Source organism: Martelella endophytica, from assembly GCF_000960975.1.
GTDB lineage: Bacteria > Pseudomonadota > Alphaproteobacteria > Rhizobiales > Rhizobiaceae > Martelella > Martelella endophytica.
Genome location: NZ_CP010803.1, coordinates 3,395,944 through 3,417,466 on the forward strand (window position 1 = coordinate 3,395,944; position 21,523 = coordinate 3,417,466).

At 60.8% G+C, this 21,523-nt stretch carries 26 protein-coding genes; 22 read left to right on the forward strand and 4 right to left on the reverse strand.

The features are described 5' to 3' along the window. Positions 1 to 2 precede the first annotated feature (2 nt). The 3 genes from TM49_RS15550 (at position 3) to TM49_RS15560 (ending at position 1,068) form a co-directional block, all read left to right on the forward strand. Positions 3 to 272 carry a 4Fe-4S binding protein gene (locus TM49_RS15550; RefSeq protein ID WP_045682601.1) on the forward strand — a complete coding sequence of 90 codons (270 nt, stop codon included), beginning with the start codon at positions 3 to 5 and terminating at the stop codon, positions 270 to 272. A gap of 103 nt (positions 273 to 375) precedes the next feature. Then, positions 376 to 666 carry a 2Fe-2S iron-sulfur cluster-binding protein gene (locus TM49_RS15555; protein WP_045682602.1) on the forward strand — a complete coding sequence of 97 codons (291 nt, stop codon included), beginning with the start codon at positions 376 to 378 and terminating at the stop codon, positions 664 to 666. 27 nt (positions 667 to 693) lie between these two features. Further along, positions 694 to 1,068, forward strand: a complete 375-nt coding sequence (locus tag TM49_RS15560; RefSeq protein ID WP_045682604.1) for a 2Fe-2S iron-sulfur cluster-binding protein — start codon at positions 694 to 696, stop codon at positions 1,066 to 1,068. 100 nt (positions 1,069 to 1,168) lie between these two features. Here TM49_RS15560 and TM49_RS15565 read toward each other — a convergent pair whose 3' ends face one another. Genes TM49_RS15565 through TM49_RS15575 form a run of 3 tightly spaced genes read right to left on the reverse strand, consistent with a single transcriptional unit; the run spans position 1,169 to position 3,620 of the window. Further along, the gene (locus TM49_RS15565; protein ID WP_045682605.1) at positions 1,169 to 2,278 is read right to left on the reverse strand and encodes an FAD:protein FMN transferase; all 1,110 of its coding nucleotides are present in this window, start codon (positions 2,276 to 2,278) and stop codon (positions 1,169 to 1,171) included. Then, on the reverse strand, positions 2,278 to 2,775 hold the full coding sequence (locus tag TM49_RS15570) for a SoxR reducing system RseC family protein (protein WP_052699880.1): 498 nt from the start codon (positions 2,773 to 2,775) through the stop codon (positions 2,278 to 2,280). The genes TM49_RS15565 and TM49_RS15570 overlap by 1 nt, the downstream gene beginning before the upstream one ends. Continuing rightward, complete coding sequence (locus TM49_RS15575; protein WP_045682607.1) at positions 2,772 to 3,620, reverse strand: SIR2 family protein; 849 nt, start codon at positions 3,618 to 3,620, stop codon at positions 2,772 to 2,774. Before TM49_RS15575 ends, TM49_RS15570 begins: the two co-directional genes overlap by 4 nt. Positions 3,621 to 4,251: 631 nt before the next feature. Here TM49_RS15575 and nifH point away from each other — a divergent pair. The 19 genes from nifH to modC all read left to right on the forward strand — a co-directional run bounded on the left by nifH (position 4,252) and on the right by modC (position 19,850). Continuing rightward, positions 4,252 to 5,130 carry a nitrogenase iron protein gene (nifH, locus tag TM49_RS15580; RefSeq protein ID WP_045682609.1) on the forward strand — a complete coding sequence of 293 codons (879 nt, stop codon included), beginning with the start codon at positions 4,252 to 4,254 and terminating at the stop codon, positions 5,128 to 5,130. An 80-nt stretch (positions 5,131 to 5,210) separates the two neighbouring features. Further along, complete coding sequence (gene nifD / locus TM49_RS15585; protein ID WP_045682611.1) at positions 5,211 to 6,683, forward strand: nitrogenase molybdenum-iron protein alpha chain; 1,473 nt, start codon at positions 5,211 to 5,213, stop codon at positions 6,681 to 6,683. A gap of 64 nt (positions 6,684 to 6,747) precedes the next feature. Next, complete coding sequence (gene nifK / locus TM49_RS15590) at positions 6,748 to 8,319, forward strand: nitrogenase molybdenum-iron protein subunit beta (protein ID WP_045685338.1); 1,572 nt, start codon at positions 6,748 to 6,750, stop codon at positions 8,317 to 8,319. Between the two features lie 66 nt (positions 8,320 to 8,385). Next, entirely contained in the window at positions 8,386 to 8,598 is a 213-nt protein-coding gene (nifT, locus tag TM49_RS15595; protein WP_045682614.1) for a putative nitrogen fixation protein NifT, read from the forward strand. A gap of 30 nt (positions 8,599 to 8,628) precedes the next feature. After that, complete coding sequence (locus TM49_RS15600) at positions 8,629 to 8,820, forward strand: 4Fe-4S binding protein (protein ID WP_045682616.1); 192 nt, start codon at positions 8,629 to 8,631, stop codon at positions 8,818 to 8,820. Positions 8,821 to 8,907: 87 nt separating this feature from the next. Beyond that, the gene (locus tag TM49_RS15605) at positions 8,908 to 9,606 is read left to right on the forward strand and encodes a NifB/NifX family molybdenum-iron cluster-binding protein (protein ID WP_045682618.1); all 699 of its coding nucleotides are present in this window, start codon (positions 8,908 to 8,910) and stop codon (positions 9,604 to 9,606) included. Beyond that, positions 9,603 to 9,896, forward strand: coding sequence for a DUF6129 family protein (locus TM49_RS15610; RefSeq protein ID WP_045682620.1), 294 nt, complete (start codon positions 9,603 to 9,605; stop codon positions 9,894 to 9,896). The genes TM49_RS15605 and TM49_RS15610 overlap by 4 nt, the downstream gene beginning before the upstream one ends. An 11-nt stretch (positions 9,897 to 9,907) precedes the next feature. Then, a complete protein-coding gene (locus tag TM49_RS15615; protein ID WP_052699881.1) occupies positions 9,908 to 10,858 on the forward strand; it encodes a hypothetical protein in 951 nt (316 codons plus the stop codon). A 343-nt stretch (positions 10,859 to 11,201) separates the two neighbouring features. Then, positions 11,202 to 12,605: a nitrogenase iron-molybdenum cofactor biosynthesis protein NifE gene (gene nifE / locus TM49_RS15620; protein ID WP_045685340.1), complete on the forward strand. Its 1,404-nt coding sequence runs from the start codon at positions 11,202 to 11,204 to the stop codon at positions 12,603 to 12,605. A gap of 3 nt (positions 12,606 to 12,608) precedes the next feature. Next, entirely contained in the window at positions 12,609 to 13,973 is a 1,365-nt protein-coding gene (gene nifN / locus TM49_RS15625) for a nitrogenase iron-molybdenum cofactor biosynthesis protein NifN (protein WP_045682621.1), read from the forward strand. A 62-nt stretch (positions 13,974 to 14,035) separates the two neighbouring features. Beyond that, positions 14,036 to 14,473 carry a NifB/NifX family molybdenum-iron cluster-binding protein gene (locus tag TM49_RS15630; protein WP_045685341.1) on the forward strand — a complete coding sequence of 146 codons (438 nt, stop codon included), beginning with the start codon at positions 14,036 to 14,038 and terminating at the stop codon, positions 14,471 to 14,473. Between the two features lie 24 nt (positions 14,474 to 14,497). After that, positions 14,498 to 14,974: a NifX-associated nitrogen fixation protein gene (locus TM49_RS15635; RefSeq protein ID WP_045682623.1), complete on the forward strand. Its 477-nt coding sequence runs from the start codon at positions 14,498 to 14,500 to the stop codon at positions 14,972 to 14,974. A gap of 27 nt (positions 14,975 to 15,001) precedes the next feature. After that, positions 15,002 to 15,214 (forward strand): CCE_0567 family metalloprotein, encoded by a 213-nt coding sequence (locus TM49_RS15640; RefSeq protein WP_045682625.1) that lies wholly within the window; start codon positions 15,002 to 15,004, stop codon positions 15,212 to 15,214. A 3-nt stretch (positions 15,215 to 15,217) separates the two neighbouring features. Then, a complete protein-coding gene (fdxB, locus tag TM49_RS15645; protein WP_045682628.1) occupies positions 15,218 to 15,559 on the forward strand; it encodes a ferredoxin III, nif-specific in 342 nt (113 codons plus the stop codon). A gap of 16 nt (positions 15,560 to 15,575) precedes the next feature. After that, positions 15,576 to 16,220, forward strand: coding sequence for a nitrogen fixation protein NifQ (locus tag TM49_RS15650; RefSeq protein ID WP_052699882.1), 645 nt, complete (start codon positions 15,576 to 15,578; stop codon positions 16,218 to 16,220). 250 nt (positions 16,221 to 16,470) lie between these two features. Next, positions 16,471 to 17,274, forward strand: coding sequence for a TOBE domain-containing protein (locus TM49_RS15655; RefSeq protein WP_045682629.1), 804 nt, complete (start codon positions 16,471 to 16,473; stop codon positions 17,272 to 17,274). A 34-nt stretch (positions 17,275 to 17,308) separates the two neighbouring features. Further along, on the forward strand, positions 17,309 to 18,058 hold the full coding sequence (gene modA / locus TM49_RS15660) for a molybdate ABC transporter substrate-binding protein (protein WP_045682630.1): 750 nt from the start codon (positions 17,309 to 17,311) through the stop codon (positions 18,056 to 18,058). A 35-nt stretch (positions 18,059 to 18,093) separates the two neighbouring features. Continuing rightward, a complete protein-coding gene (gene modB, locus TM49_RS15665; RefSeq protein ID WP_045682631.1) occupies positions 18,094 to 18,759 on the forward strand; it encodes a molybdate ABC transporter permease subunit in 666 nt (221 codons plus the stop codon). Further along, positions 18,756 to 19,850 (forward strand): molybdenum ABC transporter ATP-binding protein, encoded by a 1,095-nt coding sequence (gene modC / locus TM49_RS15670; protein WP_045682633.1) that lies wholly within the window; start codon positions 18,756 to 18,758, stop codon positions 19,848 to 19,850. The genes modB and modC overlap by 4 nt, the downstream gene beginning before the upstream one ends. Before the next feature lie 24 nt (positions 19,851 to 19,874). On the opposite strand, the gene nifA is transcribed toward modC, so the two are convergent. Next, complete coding sequence (nifA, locus tag TM49_RS15675) at positions 19,875 to 21,521, reverse strand: nif-specific transcriptional activator NifA (RefSeq protein WP_201777008.1); 1,647 nt, start codon at positions 21,519 to 21,521, stop codon at positions 19,875 to 19,877. Positions 21,522 to 21,523: the final 2 nt, after the last annotated feature.

Consider the following 21,523-nt stretch of genomic DNA (forward strand, 5'->3'; position numbering starts at 1 on the left):
AGATGACCTATTCGATTACCGAGCACTGCGTTTCCTGCTTCGCCTGCGTCGACGTCTGCCCGAGCGGTGCCATTCAGGAAACCAGCCCCGTTTTCACCATCGCCGAAAAGAAGTGTACGCATTGCGAGGGCGCGCACGCCGTTTCGCAATGCGCCAGCATCTGTCCGGTCGAAGGTGCGATCCTCGATCCGCTGGGCGAGATGGCCAATCCGCCCGGATCGCTGACAGGCATTCCGCCGGAAAAGCGGCTCGCGGCCGGATTGCTGGTCTAGTCAGCCGCGCAGGGCGCAAAATTCCGCAGCACCTTCGAAAAGCCGTGCTGCCGAAGATGCGGCAGTGGCCGCATCGCATCACTGAGGAAACAAGGAGAGTGAAATGGCGAAAGGCAAACTGACGTTCGAAGACATCAACGTCTCGGTCAACGTTCCGGCCGGCACGCGGGTGATCGAGATATCCGAAAAGGTCGGCGCGGGCATCATTTATGGCTGTCGCGAGGGCGATTGCGGTTCCTGTCTGATGAAGGTCGATGAGGGCATGGAGTTCGTTTCCGAACCCTCGGCGCTGGAAGACAAGGTGCTGAAGGAAAATCTGGCCGGTCGCGGCATGCGGCTTGCGTGCCAGGCCCAGATCCTGGGCGAGGGCGAAATCAAGGTCCGTCCGGTCTGACGGCCCATTTGCGGCAAGGAGAGAACCATGCCCAAGATCATATTCCAGCATCCGGACTTCGATGAAATCGAAATCTACGTGCCGGCGGCAAGCCACAAGCGCACGATTCTTTCGCTGGCAAAAGAGTTCAAGGTGCCGATCAACTTCGACTGTCAGGACGGTGAATGCGGTACCTGCGTCATCCACGTCACCGATGCCGACGGAAACCCCACCAAAATGGGTGTGAACATGACGGAGAAGGAAAAGGCCGTCCTGCAGGAAATCGGCAAGATGTCGCGCGCCGAACTGGAACGGATCATCGTCGATGATCTGCCCGGCGAGTGGCGGCTCGCATGCCAGATGATCACGCGCGATGAGGATATCCGCGTGACTTACGAGCGCATGCCGGAAGACCAGCCCTGAGCCAAGTTCAGGACCATCTTCGGGTCTTCCAACCGGCCGGATGCCGCAGCACGGTTTCCCCTCCGCGTGCTACGGCGCCGGCCATTTTCCGCATTAGGTTTCAGTTGATTGCCGTAGGCGAACCTGGTGCATCTGGCTTGCCGGCTTCCGGGGCATTCAGGTCCTCGATGAAGATGGCGGTGGTTCCGGCATCCTCCTCCAGCCTGATGCGCTGGCGCATCTCCGGCGTCATGTGGATGGCCCCGTCACTGTCAACCAGAAGCACGAGGCTGAGGCCCATCAAGCGGGCCGTCTCACGCCAGTGCTCGGATCCGGCCACGGAAAGTGCTGTGGCCGCTGCATCGGCAAGGGCGCCGTTTTCGGCAATGACGCTCGCGGAAACGACGCCGCCCACCGGCCGGCCGGTGCGCGGATCGAGAATGTGGGAGTAGCGGATGCCGGCATCTTCGCGGTAGCGGAAGTAATTGCCAGAGGTGTAGAGCACCTCGCCGGGTTTGAGTTCGACAGAGGCGATTGCGCCCCAGCCGCTCGGGTCACGGATCGCGACCCGCCAGGCTTTCGCACCGTTGCGGCCGATGACGTTCACATCGCCGCCGGCATTGAGCACGGCATCAATCACGCCCGCATCCTGCAAGGTGCCGGCCGCCCAGTCCAGCGCCGTGCCCTTGGCAAAGCCGCCGAAATCGAGGCTGACGGCTGGATTGTTCGAATAGACCTCCTGGCCGTCAATGTGGATATCCGCCATGGAGGGGTGGGCTGCCACGAGCGTCTCGATCGCTTCATCCGTTGGCGGAGGGCCGATGGGCAGATCATCGCTGTGAAAGCCCCAGAGACCGATGAGAGCCCCGATGGCCGGGTTGAACAGGCCGCCGCTTGCGGCCTCAAGCTTTTGCCCCTGAAGGATCGCTTCGGCGAGGAGCGGGGAGACGGTCATGCTTTCGCCCGCCGCGAAGGCGGCATTCAGCCGCGTCATTTCACCGGGCTGCCAGGCATGCCAGTCGCGGTGCATGACGGTAAATTCCGCCGAGATCGCCGGCAGGATGCGTTCGGCCGCTCGTCGTTCGCTTTCCGGCACGACGATTTCCACCAGCGTGCCAAAGACATAGAGCGTATAATGCCGGTCGGGCGTCTCCCGCTGGAAGCCCCAACACGCCGCCGCGCCGGCAATCGACAGGGCAAGGGTTGCCGAAAGCAGGCGTTGCCGTCGCATCAGCGCGCCTCGATGCGGATAGGAAGAAGCCTGGTGATGAGGCCTGGCATGCTGGCCACGCGCCGCGCCGCGAGGAAACCGATGACGAGACCGATAGCTGCGGCAAGAATGGTCATATCCTCGCTCGCCCCCGTCGAGGCCGCGACAACCGTCGCGAGGATCAAACCGGCGAGCGGCAGGAGGTAGGTCAGCATGGCGGCGGTCAGCAATCCGCTTTCTGGGACCGAAAGCGTGACGGCTTGGCCGATGGCGAGATCCCCCTCATGGGCGAGCTCAAGCCGGGTATCGGCTTTTCCGAGCATCTTGTGCAGGGATGATGAGCCACAATTCGTGGCGATTTCGCAGGCCGAGCAGGCGCTTTCCCGTCCGGTCTGGACGATCACCCGGTCGCGCCTGAAGCCGACCACCGTTGCGCGGGCCTCCACCAGCCTTTTGAGAGCGATACGGTCTTCCTGCGCGGGTTCGCAACAGTGGCCGCGTGTCATATGGTCGGTCATGATTGCACCAAAGCCTCCGTTTCAAGAAATTCGGATATGTCGGTTTCCACGATCTCGATGTTCTGCTTGGCGCAGTAGCGGCGCTCCTTGTCGCTGGGGTTTGCGATCAGCGCATAGCCGGCCGGCGTGCCGGCATCGTAGATGAGGTCACTCATCACCATGCGCTCGGTATCGCGGATGAAACGCATGCCGCAGAACAGGTAGCGCTTGCCGCGCCGGGACGCCTTCAAAAAGGCTGGTATGGCGAAGCCCCCCATCAACTCCGTGATGTAGTCGACATAGTCGGCATCTGTCGCGATGTAGCCGGTGTCCGGCTCCGGCAAGCCCATGGGCTTGAACAGGACCGGCAGCGATGGATCGGCGTCGTGGTTGTCGATCTGGCGATAGCTGCCGCCGTCATAATGAAAGAGCACATAGCGGAAGTCGGTGCCGCCGATACGTGCGAGCCCCTTGATCAGAATATGCGGCGTATCGGCATAAATCTGCTGGAGCTGCAGGTCGCGATTGATGTCGATGATGTAGGGTGGCTTGAGCTGTGCCAGCCAGTCGAACACGGCGCCACGAGTCCAGTTCTTCTGTCCATAGGTGTTGGTCAGGAACTGATAGACGGCCCGCCTGCCGCGTTTCAGCTCTATGTTCATCGCCGCGCGCGGGAATTCGAACATAAGTTTCGGCGCCATCGGCCGGCCCTTGTTCATCGCCAGGATCAGGCTGTCGCTGTCGGCGGGCATCGGCTCACCTGTCTCACGACCACGAACATCTGCCAAAACGCCTGGCCCGAGATAGGGAACGATCTCGCCATCTGCGACGCCCTTCAGGATGTCGTCAAGGATCTGGTTGCGCATCACGGCCTCGCTGGTTGTTGCAACAGAGCTTTCAACTTTGTCTAAGCAAGAACCGCGCCAGTGACGGTGTTTCCTTATAAGGAATTGAAATATATGTATTAAGGTGAGGTATGTTGTGATGTCGCGTTTGCGACAAAGCGAGTTTTGAGCATTGTCCTTCGATGATACTCTATCCCATCGGAGCGCGTCATCCTCGGGCTTGACCCGAGGATCCAATCAGGGCGTTCGCGAGCAGAGTCAGCGGGCTCCAGACACAGCTCGTGCTACCTTAAGCCCCTTTTGTCGTCAGTTGCGTCAAGATTGCCTGGATCCTCGGGTCAAGCCCGAGGATGACGCCGGGGAAGAGGAAGCGCTGGGGCAGGATGCCCCCAGGTAGGGCGAAATGCTGGCCAGCCCTTTGGTCATTCCCTTCCACCGAATTCTGTTGGCTATCCGACAAAATACCCTTGCGATTGTTGTTCTTATAACGTTGCTGTATAGGGCGAAGGTTTTTACAAAATATATAAAAAACAATGGGATAGTAATAAGAATAACAACTGGCACGGTGCTTGCAGAGATGTGGATAGCATGACGGTTCTCTTCGCTTTGTCGAGCGGACCGGGACATCCATCCACTGCCAAGGAGAAGCAACATGGCACTGCGTCAATGCGCGATATACGGAAAGGGCGGCATCGGGAAATCCACCACGACCCAGAATCTGGTGGCCGGTCTCGCTGAACTCGGCAAGAAGGTCATGATTGTCGGTTGTGACCCAAAGGCGGATTCCACCCGTCTCATCCTTCACGCGAAGGCCCAGAACACCATCATGCATCTGGCCGCAGAAGCCGGGTCGGTGGAAGACCTGGAACTCGAAGACGTGCTGAAGGTCGGTTACGGCGACATCAAATGCGTCGAATCCGGTGGCCCGGAGCCGGGCGTCGGCTGTGCCGGCCGCGGCGTCATCACCGCCATCAACTTCCTGGAAGAGGAAGGCGCCTACGACGAAGACCTCGATTTCGTTTTCTATGACGTTCTCGGCGACGTTGTCTGCGGCGGCTTCGCCATGCCGATCCGCGAGAACAAGGCCCAGGAAATCTACATCGTCTGTTCCGGCGAAATGATGGCCATGTATGCGGCCAACAACATTTCCAAGGGCATCGTCAAATACGCCAATTCCGGCGGCGTGCGTCTGGCCGGCCTGATCTGCAACTCCCGCAATACCGACCGTGAGGACGAGCTGATCGAGGCGCTGGCCACTAAGCTCGGCACCCACATGATCCACTTCGTGCCGCGCGACAATGTCGTTCAGCACGCCGAGATCCGTCGCATGACCGTGATCGAATACGACCCGAAGGCCAGGCAGGCGGATGAATACCGCGCACTGGCGCAGAAGATCGTCGACAACACCAGGTTCGTCATTCCGCAGCCGGTCTCGATGGAAGAGCTCGAAGACCTGCTGATGGAATTCGGCATCATGGAAGTCGAGGACGAAAGCATCATCGGTCAGAAGGCAGAAGAGGCTGTCGCCTGAGGGCGTCGCCGGCACGTGGTGGGGACGTGCGGCCTTGACCCGCATTTCCCACGCCGCCGCCGCAACAAAGGACACGAGATATGTCGACAATGACCAAAGAGGAAACCGAGGCCCTCATCCAGGAAGTTCTCGAGATCTATCCCGAAAAGGCCAGGAAGGATCGCGCCAAGCACCTGATGGTCAATGACCAGTCGCTGGAAAAGTCCAACAAGTGCATCACCTCAAACCGCAAGTCGCAGCCGGGCATGATGACCATTCGCGGCTGCTCCTATGCCGGGTCCAAGGGCGTGGTCTGGGGCCCCGTCAAGGATATGGTGCATGTCTCCCACGGGCCGGTCGGCTGCGGTCAGTATTCCCGCGCCGGGCGCCGCAACTATTATGTCGGCTCCACCGGTGTCGATACGTTCGGCACGATGAACTTCACCTCGGATTTCCAGGAAAAGGACATCGTTTTCGGCGGCGACAAGAAGCTTGAGAAGATCCTGGACGAGATCGATATGCTGTTTCCGCTGGCGAAGGGCATTTCGGTTCAGTCCGAATGTCCGATCGGGCTCATCGGTGACGATATCGAGGCGGTTTCGAAGAAGAAGTCGGAAGAGCTCAGCAAGCCGATTGTGCCGGTGCGTTGCGAAGGTTTTCGCGGCGTGTCGCAATCGCTCGGCCACCACATCGCCAATGATGCGATCCGTGACTGGGTGATCGATCCGGCAGCCGATAAGCCCTTCGAATCCACGCCGTATGATGTTGCCATTCTCGGCGACTACAATATCGGCGGCGACGCCTGGTCCTCGCGCATCCTGCTGGAGGAGATGGGTCTCAGGGTCATCGCACAATGGTCCGGCGACGGCACGCTGGCCGAGATGGAAAATACGCCGAAGGCCAAGCTCAACCTTCTGCATTGCTACCGCTCGATGAACTACATCTCCCGTCACATGGAAGAGAAGTTTGGCGTGCCGTGGATGGAATACAACTTCTTCGGCCCGACCAAGATCGCCGAGAGCCTGCGGGCGATTGCCCAACACTTCGACGACCGGATCAAGGACGGCGCCGAGCGGGTCATTGCCAAGTATGAGGCCGAGTGGACGGCCGTGGTCGAAAAGTACCGTCCGCGCCTCCAGGGCAAGCGCGTCATGCTCTATGTCGGCGGCCTTCGTCCACGCCACATCATCGGCGCCTATGAAGATCTCGGCATGGAAGTCGTGGGCACGGGCTACGAGTTCGGCCACAATGACGATTACGATCGCACCATTCCCGAAATGAACAATGCAACGCTGATCTATGACGACATCACCGGCTACGAATTCGAGGAATTCGTGAAGCGGGTGAAGCCCGATCTGATCGGCTCCGGCGTCAAGGAAAAGTACATCTTCCAGAAGATGGGCATCCCGTTCCGGCAGATGCATTCCTGGGACTATTCCGGCCCGTACCACGGCTATGACGGCTTCGCCATCTTCGCCCGCGATATGGACATGACCCTGAACAATCCGTGTTGGGACAACATGACGCCGCCGTGGAAGCGGGGCTCTGAGCCGGTCGCGATGGCGGCTGAATAAACCCGACTTTCGGTTCAACCAAAGCTTCGTTTGTCCACGGATGGGTGGCGCGAAGGAGGATATGATGAGCCAGACTATAGACGATATCAAACAGAGCTATCCGCTCTTCAGAAGCGACGACTACAAGAAATCGCTTGGCGATAAGCGCGCTCTTTTCGAGAACACGGTCGACCAGCAGAAAATCGACGAGATCTTCGAGTGGACGACCAGCGCCGAATACAAGGACCTCAACTTCTCCCGCGAGGCGCTGACGATCAATCCGGCCAAGGCCTGTCAGCCGCTCGGCTCGGTGCTGTGCTCGCTGGGCTTTGAAAAGACGCTGCCCTATGTGCACGGCAGCCAGGGCTGCGTTGCCTATTTCCGCACCTATTTCAACCGCCACTTCAAGGAGCCGATTGCGTGCGTTTCCGACAGCATGACGGAAGACGCGGCCGTTTTCGGCGGCCAGAAGAACATGTTCGACGGGTTGGCGAACGCCAAGGCGCTCTACAAGCCTGACATGATCATGGTTTCGACCACCTGTATGGCCGAAGTGATCGGCGACGACCTCAACGCCTTCATCGGCAACGCGAAGAAGGAAGGGCATATCGAGGAGGATTTCCCGATCCCGTTTGCCCACACGCCAAGCTTCGTCGGCTCCCACACCACCGGCTGGGACAACATGTTCGAAGGCGTGATCCGTTACTTCACGCTGAACGCGATGGAGGACAAGACGGTCGGTTCCAACGGCAAGATCAATATCGTGCCGGGTTTCGAGACCTATCTCGGCAATTACCGCCTTCTGCACCGCTACATGCAGGAAATGGGCGTGGACTACACGCTTCTCTGCGATCCCTCGGAGGTGCTGGATACGCCCGCTGACGGCACCTACCGGATGTATTCCGGCGGCACCACGCAGGATGAGGTGAAGGACGCGCCGAATGCTATCGACACCTTGCTTCTGCAGCCCTGGCAGTTGGTCAAGACGCGCAAATACACGACCGCGACCTGGAACCACGAAACCCCGGCGATCAACATTCCGATGGGGCTCAAGAGCACCGACGATTTCCTGATGAAGGTTGCCGAGCTGACCGGAAAGGAAATCCCGGCCTCGCTGGAAAAGGAACGTGGCCGCCTTGTCGACATGATGACCGACAGCCATGCCTGGCTGCATGGCAAGAAATACGCCATCTGGGGCGATGCCGACTTCGTCATGGGCATGGTGGCATTCCTGCTGGAGCTCGGCGCGGAGCCACGCCACATTGTCTGCAGCCACGCCAACAAGCGCTGGAAGAAGGCCGTCGAGGCCATGCTGGCGGAAAGCCCCTATGGCGCCGGTTGCGAGGTTCATGTTGGCTGCGACTTGTGGCACCTGCGCTCGCTGATCTTCACCGACCGACCGGACTTCATGATCGGCAATTCCTACGGCAAGTTCATCGAACGCGACACCCGCCGCAAGGGCGAGGATTTCCAGGTGCCGCTGATCCGCATCGGCTTCCCGATCTTCGACCGCCATCACCTGCATCGCGCAACGACGCTCGGCTATGAGGGCGCGATGACGATCCTGACCACGCTGGTGAACGCGGTCCTCGAAAAGCTTGATGCCGACACGATGGAAATGGGCGTGACCGACTTCAACTACGATCTCGTCCGGTGACGTTTGAGCCCTCTCCGCTACGGTCTTTCAGCCCGGCGGAGACGGGAGCACTTAAGGGGTAAGCCGATGCCGAACGTCATGCTGCGCTTCAGCGACCGGGGAGAACTTCTCTTCTACGTCGCCAAGAAGGATCTCGAGGAAACCGTGGTTTCCGTCGAGACCGATACCGAGAACGCCTGGGGCGGAACCGTCGAGCTTTCCGATGGATCCAAATATTTCATCGAGCCCATCAGTCCGCCGCCAGCATTCCCGACAACCCTGCGGTTCAACCGCGCCTGAACTCACTTGAGAAACAAGGGGAATGAAACCATGGCCATGAAAATTCTCGCCGACATGTGCACCGCCTGCGGCGATTGCGAGCCCAACTGTCCGACCGACGCGATCAGCCCGAAAAAGGGTGTCTACGCCATCGATCCCGACGTCTGCACCGAATGCGAAGGCGTGTCCGACACGCCGAAATGCATGCAGGCCTGCATGGACGACTGCATCGAGCCGGCCTGATCAAGACCATTGGCAGGATCGGCGCGTTGGAGTGCCGGTTCTGCCGCTGGCTTGCGCTGTCGGTGACAGGATTTGAGGAGACAACTCATGAATACCACGCTCGATCGCAATCTTGCGCTGAAGGTTGGCCTTGCCGCGCGTCAGTTGCCGGACATCGGCATCGCCACGCTTCTATCCGTGCTGGACAAGGCCGTGTCGTTGCCGCTGACGGAGGAAAAGCTGCAGGGCCTGACCATGAAGGCTTTCCGATCCGCCGGCGGCCAGGAATTTCTGGCGATCCCCGGTGACCGGCAGAAGGCGGCTTTCGCCTGTTTGAAGGAACCCGTTGCTTCCGGTGCTGACGATCCCATCATCGAAACCTATCACGATGGCGATATGCGGGCTTCGCTGAGGATCGCCTGCGGCTCGAATGGCGCAGAGCGGCTCGACGGCCATTTCGGCTCCTGCAGCCGGTTTCTGATTTACCAGGTCTCCGCGACTGAGTGCCGGTTGATCGACGTTCGCCGTACCGATGGCGAGCGTGACGCGGAGGACAAAAATGTCTGGCGCGCGGGCCTGATTTCGGACTGTCAGGTGTTGCATGTTCTGGCGATCGGCGGTCCGGCCGCCGCCAAGGTGGTGCGGGCGAACATACTGCCGCTGAAGCATGCCGCACCCATCGCCGCCCGCGATGTCATGGCCGGCATGCAGAAGGTGATTGCCGGAACGCCGCCGCCGTGGCTGGCGCGCGCCATGGGGCGCGAGGCCGAAACGCTGAAAGGTTTTCTGGAGGAGGTCGCAACATGATCGTGAAGGACGATATCACGGAAATTACCCGCTATACAGAGCAGGCCGGAGCCAGCGAAAAGACGGTTGAGAGGCTGCGTTCGGCCTTCCCCGAGTATCATTTTACCTGGTGCCTTGATGACGATGTCACTGCTGCTAAGCCGGTGCATGAAAGCCGGGATTTCAATCTCTATCTGGTGAGCGGCAACGGCGGATGCATCGGCTTTACCGGTGAGCCGGAAATGGCCACCGGTCTCGTCATCGCGGTTCTGGACGATGACTGGTCGCCGTTGCTTGCACAGCAATCTTGACGGGGTGATGGATGTTTCACGACACCTTCCCCGAGGCCGGGCTTGTCGAACTCTGCAGCCGCGTCACGCCGGAGGCAGACCACGGCACATTTCTGGCTGCCATCAATGCCGAGGCCGGCGACACGCCTTTCTATCATGTGGTGACGCGTGGCGGCTGGTATCGCGTCGGTGGCGTCGTCAGCAGGACGGGCGAGCGCGTGGCCCCCAGTTTGAGGAAATGGGCCGAAGCCGAGAGTGATGGCGACATGATTGCGCTTTACGCCGCCCATGCCGATGAAGACCTTCTGACCACGCGGCTCGACGGGCGGATGCATTATTTCGTGGCGCCCTGCGGCGAGCGCTCGCGCGATTTCGTTCAGCTCGAGGTCGAGGAGCTGGTCGAGGTGGTCGATCGGCCGCTGTTCGTCGATGATCATGTGCCCGATGATGTCGAAGAGCTCCTCGATCCGCCTGGCGCCTACCAGGCGCGGGTGGAGCCGCAGGTGCTGACGCCGCCGGCTTATGTCTTCCACGGCCTCAACGATGTCGCCCGGCTGGTCGATGATCAGGGCCGGACAGGGGGAAGCGACCGACGCTATATCCGCCTGCTGGAGGAGTGGGACGTCAGTTCCGCAGGTACGCAGGCGCGGTTCTGCGACCACTTCGTGCTGCGGCTCTTGCCGTTTCTCGATCGTTTCGGGGAGCACAAGATCGAGGCGACGCCGCTGCCGGTGAAGCTTGTGCCCGAGCCTTCCGTAGAGGTGCTGTCACTGAGCGGCGCCCCGCTTGCCAACTACCTCCAGCAGTATAATCGCGACGCAGGTTTCCCGCTCGCATGGTATTTCCAGATGCTGTTGCAGAAGAAGCGGATGGTGACGCTCGCCCAGACGGTCTACGTCGACTATCAGCGCAGCTACCGCTACCTCGCCGACCGCGATCTCGCCGTGCTCGAAAACTGGATCCGCAATCCCTACAGTTTTTGAGGACCAATTACCCTCAGTTGTCATCCTCGGGCTTGACCCGAGGATCCAGGCAAGCTTCCACAGGCCGGCATGGCTGGTGTCTTTTTTCGGCGGCCTATGACATGAAACCACATACATTGCTCACAACGCAGATGATTGGCCCCTCGGGTCAAGCCCGAGGGTGACGCGAGTGGACATGCCGGTAGGCCGACAGGCGAATGTGGCTCTTTGTCTGAAACCCTCGCTTTGTTGGCTTTGCGACAACTCGTCCGCCACGGAAAATATCATAAAATCAGAAAGATAAAAACTGGCACGCCGTTTGCAAGTTCCTCTGTTGATCGAACACAGCACGGGGATTGTCGTCTTGAAACGAAGTGAGATTGCGGAGCTGCTCAATGAGCCCGCCTGCGAGCACAACGCGAAGTCCAAATCCGGCTGTTCGCGTCCCAAACCGGGAGCGGCCTCGGGGGGATGCTGTTTTGACGGGGCGCAGATCACGCTTTTGCCGATTGCCGATGTCGTGCATCTCGTTCACGGCTCGATCGCCTGTGCGGGAAGCTCCTGGGATAATCGCGGCAGTCGCTCGTCCGGATCGACGCTGTACAAGCGCGGCTTCACAACCGACCTGACCGAGCAGGACGTGATCATGGGCCGCAGCGAGAAGCGGCTGTTTCTTGCCATCAAGCAAGCCGTCGATGAACATGCGCCGGCGGCCGTCTTTGTCTACAATACCTGCGTTCCGGCACTCATCGGCGACGATCTCGAAGCCCTCTGCAAGGCGGCGGCAACGCGCTGGGGCGTGCCGGTGGTCCCTGTCGATGCGGCGGGCTTTTATGGCAGCAAGAACCTCGGCAATCGCCTGGCCGGGGAGGCGATGGTCAAATATGTCATCGGCACACGCGAGCCGGAGCCCGTGCCCGACCATCTGCAGCGCGCCGGTATCACCGTGCACGACATCGCGCTGATCGGCGAGTACAATATTGCCGGCGAGTTATGGCATGTCATGCCGCTGCTCGACGAACTCGGCCTCAGGGTTCTCGGCTCGCTTTCCGGTGACGCGCGCTTTGCCGATGTGCAGACCATGCACCGGTCTGAAGTCAACATGATGGTCTGCGCCAAGGCGCTTTTAAACGTCGCGCGCAAGCTGAAGGCGAGTTATGGCACGCTGTGGTTCGAAGGGTCCTTCTACGGCATTCGCGACATGGGGCAGGCGCTGCGCGACATCGCCAGCCATATCGGTGACCCCGGCCTTACGGCGCGCACCGAAGCGCTGATTGCCCGCGAGGAGACCCGCGTTCATGCGGGACTTGTGCCTTATCGCCGAAGGCTGAAGGGCAAGCGCGCGCTGCTTTATACCGGCGGCGTCAAGGCATGGTCGATCGTCTCGGCGCTGCAGGATCTCGGCATGGATGTGGTCGCCACCTCGACCCGCAAGTCGACCGAGGACGACAAGGCCAAGATCCGGGCGCTGATGGGAGAAAACACCCGCATGCTCGAGGAGAGCCAAGGGGCTCGGGCGCTGATCGACATGGTCAACGAGACCGGCACGGATGTGCTGATTGCCGGCGGGCGCAACATGTATACCGCGCTGAAGGCGCGCATTCCCTTCGTCCATATCAACCAGGAGCGCGAGCATGCCTATGCCGGCTATCAGGGCATGATCACCTTTGCAGAACAGATCGCGCAGACCATCGACTGTCCCATCTGGCGCGCAGTGCGCGCGCCTGCCCCGTGGGATATCGAGCAGCCGGCGATCGCCGCGGAGTAGGCCATGACGACGATCTTCAAACGCAACAAGGCCCTTTCCGTCAGCCCGCTGAAGGCGAGCGCCACCATGGGCGCCGCGCTGGCCTTTCTCGGTATTCGCGATGCGATGGCCATGCTGCATGGCGCCCAGGGGTGCACGGCCTATGGCAAGGTTTTCCTCATCGGCCATTTTCGCGAGCCGGTGGCGCTGCAGACGACGGCGATGGATCAGGTGACCACCGTCATGGGCGCGGATGACAATGTCATCGAAGGGCTTGCCGCCATCTGTAAGAAGAACCGTCCGGCGCTGATCGGTGTGCCGACGACCGGTCTTTCGGAAACGCAGGGGTCCGATGTGAACGGGGCGGTGTCGCTGTTCAGGCAGCAATATCCCGAATTTGCCGGCACAGCCGTCATACCGGTGGAAACGCCGGATTATGCGGGTTCGATGGAAACCGGGTTTGCGAAAGCGATGACCGCAATGATCGATCGGCTGGTGCCGGAAGGCGCGGGGGCAGATCCGGCATCGCCAAGGATCAATGTTCTCGTCAATAGCACGTCTTCGCCGGGTGACGTCGAGGAACTGAAGGTGCTTGTCGAAACCTTCGGCCTTGAGCCGGTCATCCTGCCCGACCTTTCCGACAGTCTCGACGGTCACCTCGATGACTTCGATCACAAGGCGCTGACCACTGGCGGCACTGGCGTCGGCGATATCCGGCGCATGGGGAAGGCACGGGCGAGCATCATCATCGGCAGCAGTCTTGCGGCGGCCGCCGATCTGCTTGCTGCCCGTACCGGCGTTCCCGACCATCGCTTCGACCACCTGATGGGTCTTGATGCGGTGGATGGTTTTGTCGACTGCCTGCGAAGGCTTTCGGGAAGGCCGGTTCCGGATCGGATCCGGCGCCAGCGCCGGCAGCTGCAGGATGCGATGCTTGATACCCACTTTCATCTCGCGGCCATGTCGGCGGCGATAGCGGCAGAGCCGGATCTTCTGAAGGGTTTCGGCGATCTGCTGGCCGGCATGGGAGCGCGGGTTTGCGCGGCCGTGGCACCCGTCAATGCACCGGTGTTAAGCCGCTTGGCCTGCGAAAGCGTCAAGATCGGCGATCTCGAAGACCTGGAAGCCGCGGTGTTCGAGCATGGGACCGACATCGTCATCGGCAACGCCCATTGCCGAGCTGCGGCCGAACGCCTGGAAAAGCCGCTTCTTGGCGCGGGGTTTCCGCAGCATGACCGGTTCGGTGCTCCGGCGTCTGTTTCCATCGGCTATCGCGGCTCCCGCCGCCTTCTTTTCGATATGGCCAATCTCCTGCTCGAGGCCGAGCCGCAGGCAGTCAAGCCGTATCGCTCGATTTACGCCAGCAGCGAAACCCGAGGGAGTGCCTGATCATGGTTGCCTCAGTCGCCCGCAGATTGACCCTTGTCGAGACAATGAAACAGGAGCGTTTCATGGATGACGTCGCCAAACTTGCCTTTGCCACCTCTGATCACAGCACCATCGATCAGCATTTCGGCTCGGCCGAGAGCATTGTCATCTACAAGGTGACGCCGGAAGACGCGGTGTTCAGCGAAATCATCGTGTTCGATACCGCCGAACATGATGGCAACGAGGACAAGCTGAAGTCCCGTATCGCCGCCGTCGAGGATTGCGCCGTTGTCTATTGCCGCGCCATTGGCGGGTCGGCGGTCATGCAGCTCGATGCGCTTGGCATCCAGCCCGCCAAGGTTTCGCCGGGAACGACGATCAGGGGCCAGATCGCACTGCTGCAGACGCAGATGCGCAAGGACCCGGTGCTGTGGCTTCTGCTGAAAAACAGGGGCGGCAAGCCGGCCGAAAAGCCGGCCTCGCGTTTTGACGACATGGAGCGGAGCGGTTGGGTCGAATAGGCCTGTAGCTGAAGGAGGGTTGCAATGAGCGATTGGGACGAACTGGCGATCGAAAAGGACGACGCGCTGCTGGCGACACCTTTCATGGTGGAGATGCTGCGCCAGATGCGCGCAGTCGACCGCTACGGGATCTGGGATCAGGCGGGCGACCATGAAATTCTCGATCCCTTCATCATGACGAGTGAGCGCAAGCGCTGCATCCCGGTGGTCGGCGATCCGGATGAGGATGTGCTGGCGCGGGTCAGCGCCTGGTACAACGGCCTTGCTGCGGCCATCGAGCGGGGAGGCGGCAGGATGGCCGTTCCCTTCATTCATCTGAGCCATGAAGGCTTTGGCCGGGCGCTGGTCACCGTCGGCAGGCTGATCGTCGTCGACAACACGCTGCGCGACGTTCATCGTTTCGGCTTCCGCTCGCTGGATGCGATGGTGGAAGAGGCCAACAACACTGTCGCGCGGGCGGTTCAGCTGATCACCGATCACGACGATGTGGCTTCCCTTTGAGCTAACCCGAAAAAAACGGAGGATTGCATGAACGATGACAATCAAGACCTGCTGCGAAGGGCAGTGCTGAAGGCCAAACGGATTGCTGGTGAAAAGGCGATGGAACTGCATGATCTGGTCGAGGATCGGCTGCCCGCCGCCTATGAGGATCTTCCGGCACTGGCGGAGGAAACCTATGCCGCCTGCCGGAGCTGGGCCGAGGCGGAGGCCGCCCTTGCAGCAGTCTCGAGGGAGGCCTGAACCATGTCGGAGCAGATTGTCGGGCAAACGCTGGGTGGCGCCGAATGGCTGCCGAAATTCGTCCAGAAGCTGGATGCCGGTCGGTGTATCGGGTGCGGACGCTGCTACAAGGTCTGTTCGCGTGCCGTGCTGGAACTGGTGGAGCGCGCAGAACTGGCCGCCTATGAGGACGATTGCGACGACCCCTTCGGGGACGATGACGAGGATGACGGTTTTGCCGATGACACCGCGATGGTGATGTCGCTCAAGAATCGGCTTGATTGTATCGGCTGTGAGGCCTGTTCGAAGATCTGTCCGAAGAACTGCTTCAGCCTGGCCGCAGCACCGCGCGCCGAAGCTGCCTGAGGTTTCAGCGGCGAAGATGAAGCGGCGAGAGCAGGAGACCGTTGCCGAAAGCATCTATCGCCAGCTCATGGCGGGGCAACCGCTATGCGTCGATGACGGGCATGATTTTGATCGGCACGTGCTGGCCTCCGTCCTTGCCATTTCCTGCGAAGAAGTGTCGTCACGGGAGGCTGGCTCGCTCAGCGAAGCCTGCGGCCTCTCGCAAGAGGCGCTGGAATATCTGTCTGCCGCATGGTTCTGCGCGGCGGGGCAGGGGCTGCTTGCCGGCTTTGCCGGGAAGGCATTTAAGACCGATGACGAGGTGCTGCTGCTGGTCGACCTGCTGTCAGGTTTTGCCGACCTGCCGCTGTCGCCGCTCATGGCGACGCTCGTCGCACGGCGAGCGATGCAGGACAATCACCTCTGGCAGGACCTCGGGCTTCGCAACCGTGCGGAGCTTTCGCGATTGCTGTTCCGCCATTTTCCTGCGCTGGCGGCCGGCAACACGCAGAACATGAAGTGGAAGAAATACTTCTACCGAGCGCTCTGCGAGGCGGAGGGCTCGGTACTCTGCACCGCCCCGACGTGTCGCCAGTGTACCGATTTTTCCGATTGTTTCGGTTCGGAAGACGGCGAAAGCCGGATGGCCTACATCCGCAATGGCTATCCGTTGTCAGTGTGATCCCGGCGGTTTGTCGTGTTGTCGCCAAAAATGACGATCTTTGTCGGGTTTGCGACAAAGATCGCGCTGTCTTGTGTCCGACGCCAATTCCCGCTTGAAGGTGTCATCCGGCGTTTGACCCAGGAATCCTGGGCGGCGTAGCGCCAGGCAAGGATCGCCGGCGCTGAAAATCCGTTCTGGCATGGCGATTGCTTTCCTTGTTTTATGCGTTATGCATTTTAACTACATAACGAAACTTGAAGGTTGGACCATGAGCAGGCTTTCGCCCGCATTGACATTCGAAACCCCGTCCGGCGATCGCGCCGGAGAGGCACGCTTCGCGCTTCTCGCCGAAATCGACCGACTCGGCTCGATCTCGGCCGCCGCCAAGGCTACCGGCTTCTCCTACAAGGGCGCCTGGGATGCGGTGAATGCGATGAACAACCTGTTTCCGCGGCCGTTGATCGTCAAGCATGCGGGCGGAGCCAGTGGTGGCGGGGCGGAGGTGACGGAAGAGGGCCGACGCGCCCTTGACGCACACCGCCAGCTGACGGCAGCGCTTGGCGATGTCATGGCGCGGCTCGAAACCGTCATATCGGAAACCCCCGGCCTTTCGATCCCCACCGAGAACTTGTTCTGGAGCCCCCTCATGCGCACAAGTGCACGCAATTGCTATCATGGCGTTGTCGAGGCCGTGTCCCACGGCGCGGTCAACGCGGAAATCCTGCTGAAAATCGCGCCCGACGTGACGCTTGCCGTGATCGTCACCGAAGCGAGCGTTGCCAATCTCGGGCTCGAGCCCGGTCGTGAGGCCTACGCTCTGATCAAGGCTTCGACGCCGATCCTGCTTGAAGACGGCGACCACGTTCTCTCGTCGGCCCGCAACCGGATCACCGGTACGGTGATTTCCGTGGAGCCCGGCGCCGTCAATGCGGAAGTTGTGCTCGATATCGGCGGCGGCAAGACGCTCTGCGCGATCATCACCGGCAAGAGTGCCGAAGCGATGGCGCTTGTCACCGGCAAGCGCATGACCGCCCTCATCAAGGCCTCCCAGATCATTCTGGCTCTCGGCTGACAGTCCAAACGCAAATCTCAACGAAGGAAAATCCATGAAACCGATGCTTTCGCTGCTGGCGACCTCCGCCATCATTCTTTCCGCTGGCCTTGCCAACGCCGCGGAGATCAATGTTGCCGTCGCGGCCAACTTTACCGATGCGGCGACCGACATTGCCAAGGCTTTCGAAGCGGAAACGGGCGATACCGTGCTGCTTTCGTTCGGTTCGACCGGCAAGCTCTATACCCAGATCGCCAATGGCGCCCCCTTCACCGTTTTTCTCGCCGCCGACCAGGCACGTGCGAAAAAGGCCGTCGATGAAGGCTTCGCCGTCGCGGGTAGCGAGTTCACCTATGCAATCGGCAAGCTGGTGCTGTTCAGCGAGGATGCTGACCTCGTTGATGCTGACGGCGCGGTGCTGAAGGCGCCCGACGGTTTCAGCAAGATCGCCATCGCCAATCCGACGGCGGCGCCATACGGTTCGGCAGCGGTCGAAACCATGAAATCGCTCGGTCTCTATGAAACGCTCGAACCGAAGATCGTGCAGGGCGACAGCATTTCGCAGACCTTTCAGTTCGTCGCCACCGGCAACGCTGAACTCGGCTTCGTCGCCCTCTCTCAGGTGATCGGTGAGGATAGTGGATCCAAATGGGTTGTGCCTGCCGACCTCTATAGCCCGATTGCACAGGATGCCGTGCTGACGAACAAGGGGGCCGATGATGAGACATCCAAGGCCTTTCTTGAATTCCTGAAGGGTGACAAGGCCGAGGCAATCATCGCAAGCTACGGTTACGCGACCGAATAGAACCGAAATAAGCATCACAGAAAGCCCGGAACCTGATGGCCGAAGCTGTCTTCCTCACTCTGAAACTGGCGACCCTGACCACCATATTGCTGATGGTGGTCGGTATCCCGATCGCCTGGTGGCTGGCCCGCTCGAAAGTCTGGTGGAAGGAGGCGATCGGCGCGATCGTCTCCCTGCCGCTGGTGCTGCCACCCACGGTTCTGGGCTTCTACCTGTTGCTTTCGCTCGGTCCCCAAAGCCCGCTCGGGCAGGCGATCAAGTCGGTCGTCGGCTTCACGCTTCCGTTCACCTTCACCGGACTTGTCGTCGGCTCGGTCATCTATTCGCTGCCATTTGCCGTCCAGCCGATCCGCAATGCGTTCGAGGCCTTCGGCGAGGATCCGCTGGAGGCTGCGGCCACACTGCGATCCTCGCCGCTCGATCGGTTCTTCACCGTAGCTCTGCCGCTGGCCCGGCCGGGTATCCTGACCGGTGCCATCCTCGGCTTTGCCCATACAGTCGGCGAATTCGGCGTGGTCCTGATGATCGGCGGCAATATTCCGGGCGAAACCAAGGTTCTGTCGGTGGCGATCTACGATTATGTGGAGACCCTGCAATGGGGCAAGGCCCATGTGCTTGCCGGTGGCATGGTGGTATTTTCCTTCATCGTCATCCTGTCGATGATGCTGATTGAGCGGCGCATGCGGGAGCGGCTGACATGACCGCAGGCGAAGACACGCTTTCCGCTCGGTTCAGGGGCTCGCTCGGCGCCTTCGAACTCGATGTCGACCTCACCTTTCCGGCCAATGGCGTCACCGCGCTTTTCGGCCCTTCGGGCTGCGGCAAGACCTCGCTTCTGCGCTGTTTCGCCGGGCTCAACCGCCTCGAAACGGGAGATTTCGCCATTCGTGGCGAGATCTGGCAGGATGGGAATACATTCCTGCCGGCGCATCGCAGGGCGATCGGCTATGTCTTCCAGCAGGCCAATCTCTTTCCGCATCTTTCCGTTCACGACAATCTCGTCTTCGGCATGAAGCGGCTGGCACGCGCAGAGCGCGACGCGGCCAGGACGCGATTCGATGAACTCGTTTCATTGCTGGGCATCGCCCACCTTCTCGACCGGGCGCCACGCAAGCTTTCCGGCGGCGAACGCCAGCGCGTTGCCATTGGCCGCGCGCTTTTGACCTCTCCGAAACTGCTGCTGATGGACGAGCCGCTATCGGCGCTTGATTTTGAGGCCAAGCGGGAAATCCTGCCCTATCTGGAGACGCTGCGGAAAACCCTGTCGGTTCCGGTCTTGTACGTGACCCATGCGCCGAACGAGGTGGCACGCCTTGCCGATCACGTCGCGGTCATGGAAAACGGGTGTGTTCTCGCCTCCGGTCCGCTGACGGAGACGCTTGCTCGTCTTGATCTTCCGATCCGCCGGGAGGAGGGGGCTGGTGTCGCCATTGATGCGCAGGTCGTGGAGGTCGATCACCAATGGCATCTGGCACGGGTTACTTTTCCAGGCGGTTCGCTCTGGGTCCGAGATCCGAACAAGCCTGTCGGCACAAGCGTCAGGGTCATGGTGCTGGCACGCGACGTCTCGCTGGCGCTCGCCCCGTCCGAAAATGTCTCGATCGTCAACCATCTGCCGGCGACGGTGCTGGAAATCGCTAAAGGCGATCACCCTGCCGTTGTTGCGGTCAAGGTGGATGTCGGGGGAACGCCGCTGATTGCGCGGCTGACGGCGCGCTCGGCAGCCGCCCTCGAGCTTCAGCCGGGCAAGCCGGTTTCCGCGCAGATCAAATCTGTCGCGATCGTCGAGTAGGAGGCAGGCATGAACAACAAGGCGTCAGATCTTGCGCATCCGGATATCGAGGATCTTGATCCGGTAGGCGATCTGGCGCGGTGTCATGTCGAGAAGGCGCGCCGCGCGGGCCTGCACCCAGCCGGCCTCTTCCAGCGCCGCGATCACCCGCTCGCGCTCGCCGATATCCTCGTTCTCCCAATCGGGTGGGGCGGAATTGGGCATGCTGTCTGCCGGTGGCGAGGCCGGACGAGGGGCGGCGGGCTGTCGGGGCGCCGGCGGAGGGCCGCCGGTCATCTTGTCGGACGGCCCGGCAAGCGAAATGGCATCGCGATCGATCACGCCGTCACGGCTCATGATCGCCGCACGTTCGAGACAGTTTTCGAGCTCGCGCACATTGCCCGGCCAGGCGTGGCGCATCAGAAGTCGGATGGCGCTGTCGGTCAGCTTCAAGGGCCGCCCCTGTTTGGCCGAAACCTTGCCGACGAGAAAGTGCGCGAGATCGGGAATATCATCGATCCGCTCGCGAAGTGCAGGCATGGTCAGCGCCATGACGTTCAGCCGGTAATAGAGATCTTCGCGGAAATCGCCGTTCTCGACGGCCGTTTCGAGGTCCTTGTTGGTGGCCGCGATGATGCGGACATCGACCTTCAGCGTGCGGTTGCCGCCAACGCGTTCGAATTCGCCCTCCTGCAGAACGCGTAGGAGCTTCGACTGGAAGGCCGGCGAAATCTCGCCGATCTCGTCGAGGAAAAGCGTGCCCCCGTCGGCCTGTTCGAACCGTCCCTTTCGCTGGGCTGTTGCGCCGGTAAAGGCGCCTTTCTCATGGCCGAAAAGTTCAGATTCCAGAAGGTTGTCGGGAAGTGCAGCGCAGTTCAGCTTCAGGAACTGGGCGCTCGACCGCGGCGAGTTGTAGTGGATCGCATTGGCGATCAGCTCCTTGCCCGTGCCGGATTCACCGCGGATCAGAACGGTGGTGTTCCACTTGGCCACGACGCGAACCTGGTCGAAGACGACACGCATGCTCTCCGTCGCGCCAATGATGTTGTCGAAGCCGTGCTGCTGTTTGACATGGCGGCGAAGCTGGTCGCGTTCGGTTCGCAAAAGGTCCTGTTCGCGCTCGATGGAGCGGGCGAGGTGCAGGTTCTGAGCGATCAGGGAGGCGATCATCTCCATCAGCTTGGCATGGTCGCCGAGATGCTTCACGGGGCCGCGCGGTTGCGCCGCCAGCACGCCGAGAGGGCCTTCGGCGCCATAGGAAATCGGCACGGCGATGAAGGGCAGGTTCGGATCGTAGACGCGCAGCCGGTCGAGAAAGCGCGGCTCCTCGGCAATGCGCGGAACGACGATCGAGTTTCCGTCCCTAAGGATGGCGCCGACGATGCCTTCGCCCGACTGATAGCGGGTCTTTTCCATCAGCCCGCCACTGTCGCGATAGACGTCGATGATTTCCAGTTCGCGATTGTCCTCGCCGGCAAGACAGATCATGCCGGAGTGAAGGCGGCCCTCCTCGTGGAGAAGTTTGAGCACCGCGCGCGCGGTCTGCCGCAGGTTCAGTGACCGGCCGAGCACCTGGCTGACCTGATAGAGCGTTTCCAGCTCGTCCTTGTAGAACGCACAGAAACGCGGCGTGGGACAGATGCCATCCGATCCGTCGAGGTGAGTGTCTCGCCTTCCCATCCTATCCTGCATGC

What these genes read in the sequence shown, in the direction of transcription:
- TM49_RS15550 (WP_045682601.1), top strand. Translation starts at nt 3, where the DNA reads ATGACCTATTCGATTACCGAGCACTGCGTTTCCTGCTTCGCCTGCGTC.
- TM49_RS15555 (WP_045682602.1), top strand. Translation starts at nt 376, where the DNA reads ATGGCGAAAGGCAAACTGACGTTCGAAGACATCAACGTCTCGGTCAAC.
- TM49_RS15560 (WP_045682604.1), top strand. Translation starts at nt 694, where the DNA reads ATGCCCAAGATCATATTCCAGCATCCGGACTTCGATGAAATCGAAATC.
- TM49_RS15565 (WP_045682605.1), bottom strand. Translation starts at nt 2,278, where the DNA reads ATGCGACGGCAACGCCTGCTTTCGGCAACCCTTGCCCTGTCGATTGCC.
- TM49_RS15570 (WP_052699880.1), bottom strand. Translation starts at nt 2,775, where the DNA reads ATGACCGACCATATGACACGCGGCCACTGTTGCGAACCCGCGCAGGAA.
- TM49_RS15575 (WP_045682607.1), bottom strand. Translation starts at nt 3,620, where the DNA reads ATGCGCAACCAGATCCTTGACGACATCCTGAAGGGCGTCGCAGATGGC.
- nifH (WP_045682609.1), top strand. Translation starts at nt 4,252, where the DNA reads ATGGCACTGCGTCAATGCGCGATATACGGAAAGGGCGGCATCGGGAAA.
- nifD (WP_045682611.1), top strand. Translation starts at nt 5,211, where the DNA reads ATGTCGACAATGACCAAAGAGGAAACCGAGGCCCTCATCCAGGAAGTT.
- nifK (WP_045685338.1), top strand. Translation starts at nt 6,748, where the DNA reads ATGAGCCAGACTATAGACGATATCAAACAGAGCTATCCGCTCTTCAGA.
- nifT (WP_045682614.1), top strand. Translation starts at nt 8,386, where the DNA reads ATGCCGAACGTCATGCTGCGCTTCAGCGACCGGGGAGAACTTCTCTTC.
- TM49_RS15600 (WP_045682616.1), top strand. Translation starts at nt 8,629, where the DNA reads ATGGCCATGAAAATTCTCGCCGACATGTGCACCGCCTGCGGCGATTGC.
- TM49_RS15605 (WP_045682618.1), top strand. Translation starts at nt 8,908, where the DNA reads ATGAATACCACGCTCGATCGCAATCTTGCGCTGAAGGTTGGCCTTGCC.
- TM49_RS15610 (WP_045682620.1), top strand. Translation starts at nt 9,603, where the DNA reads ATGATCGTGAAGGACGATATCACGGAAATTACCCGCTATACAGAGCAG.
- TM49_RS15615 (WP_052699881.1), top strand. Translation starts at nt 9,908, where the DNA reads ATGTTTCACGACACCTTCCCCGAGGCCGGGCTTGTCGAACTCTGCAGC.
- nifN (WP_045682621.1), top strand. Translation starts at nt 12,609, where the DNA reads ATGACGACGATCTTCAAACGCAACAAGGCCCTTTCCGTCAGCCCGCTG.
- TM49_RS15630 (WP_045685341.1), top strand. Translation starts at nt 14,036, where the DNA reads ATGGATGACGTCGCCAAACTTGCCTTTGCCACCTCTGATCACAGCACC.
- TM49_RS15635 (WP_045682623.1), top strand. Translation starts at nt 14,498, where the DNA reads ATGAGCGATTGGGACGAACTGGCGATCGAAAAGGACGACGCGCTGCTG.
- TM49_RS15640 (WP_045682625.1), top strand. Translation starts at nt 15,002, where the DNA reads ATGAACGATGACAATCAAGACCTGCTGCGAAGGGCAGTGCTGAAGGCC.
- fdxB (WP_045682628.1), top strand. Translation starts at nt 15,218, where the DNA reads ATGTCGGAGCAGATTGTCGGGCAAACGCTGGGTGGCGCCGAATGGCTG.
- TM49_RS15650 (WP_052699882.1), top strand. Translation starts at nt 15,576, where the DNA reads ATGAAGCGGCGAGAGCAGGAGACCGTTGCCGAAAGCATCTATCGCCAG.
- TM49_RS15655 (WP_045682629.1), top strand. Translation starts at nt 16,471, where the DNA reads ATGAGCAGGCTTTCGCCCGCATTGACATTCGAAACCCCGTCCGGCGAT.
- modA (WP_045682630.1), top strand. Translation starts at nt 17,309, where the DNA reads ATGAAACCGATGCTTTCGCTGCTGGCGACCTCCGCCATCATTCTTTCC.
- modB (WP_045682631.1), top strand. Translation starts at nt 18,094, where the DNA reads ATGGCCGAAGCTGTCTTCCTCACTCTGAAACTGGCGACCCTGACCACC.
- modC (WP_045682633.1), top strand. Translation starts at nt 18,756, where the DNA reads ATGACCGCAGGCGAAGACACGCTTTCCGCTCGGTTCAGGGGCTCGCTC.
- nifA (WP_201777008.1), bottom strand. Translation starts at nt 21,521, where the DNA reads ATGCAGGATAGGATGGGAAGGCGAGACACTCACCTCGACGGATCGGAT.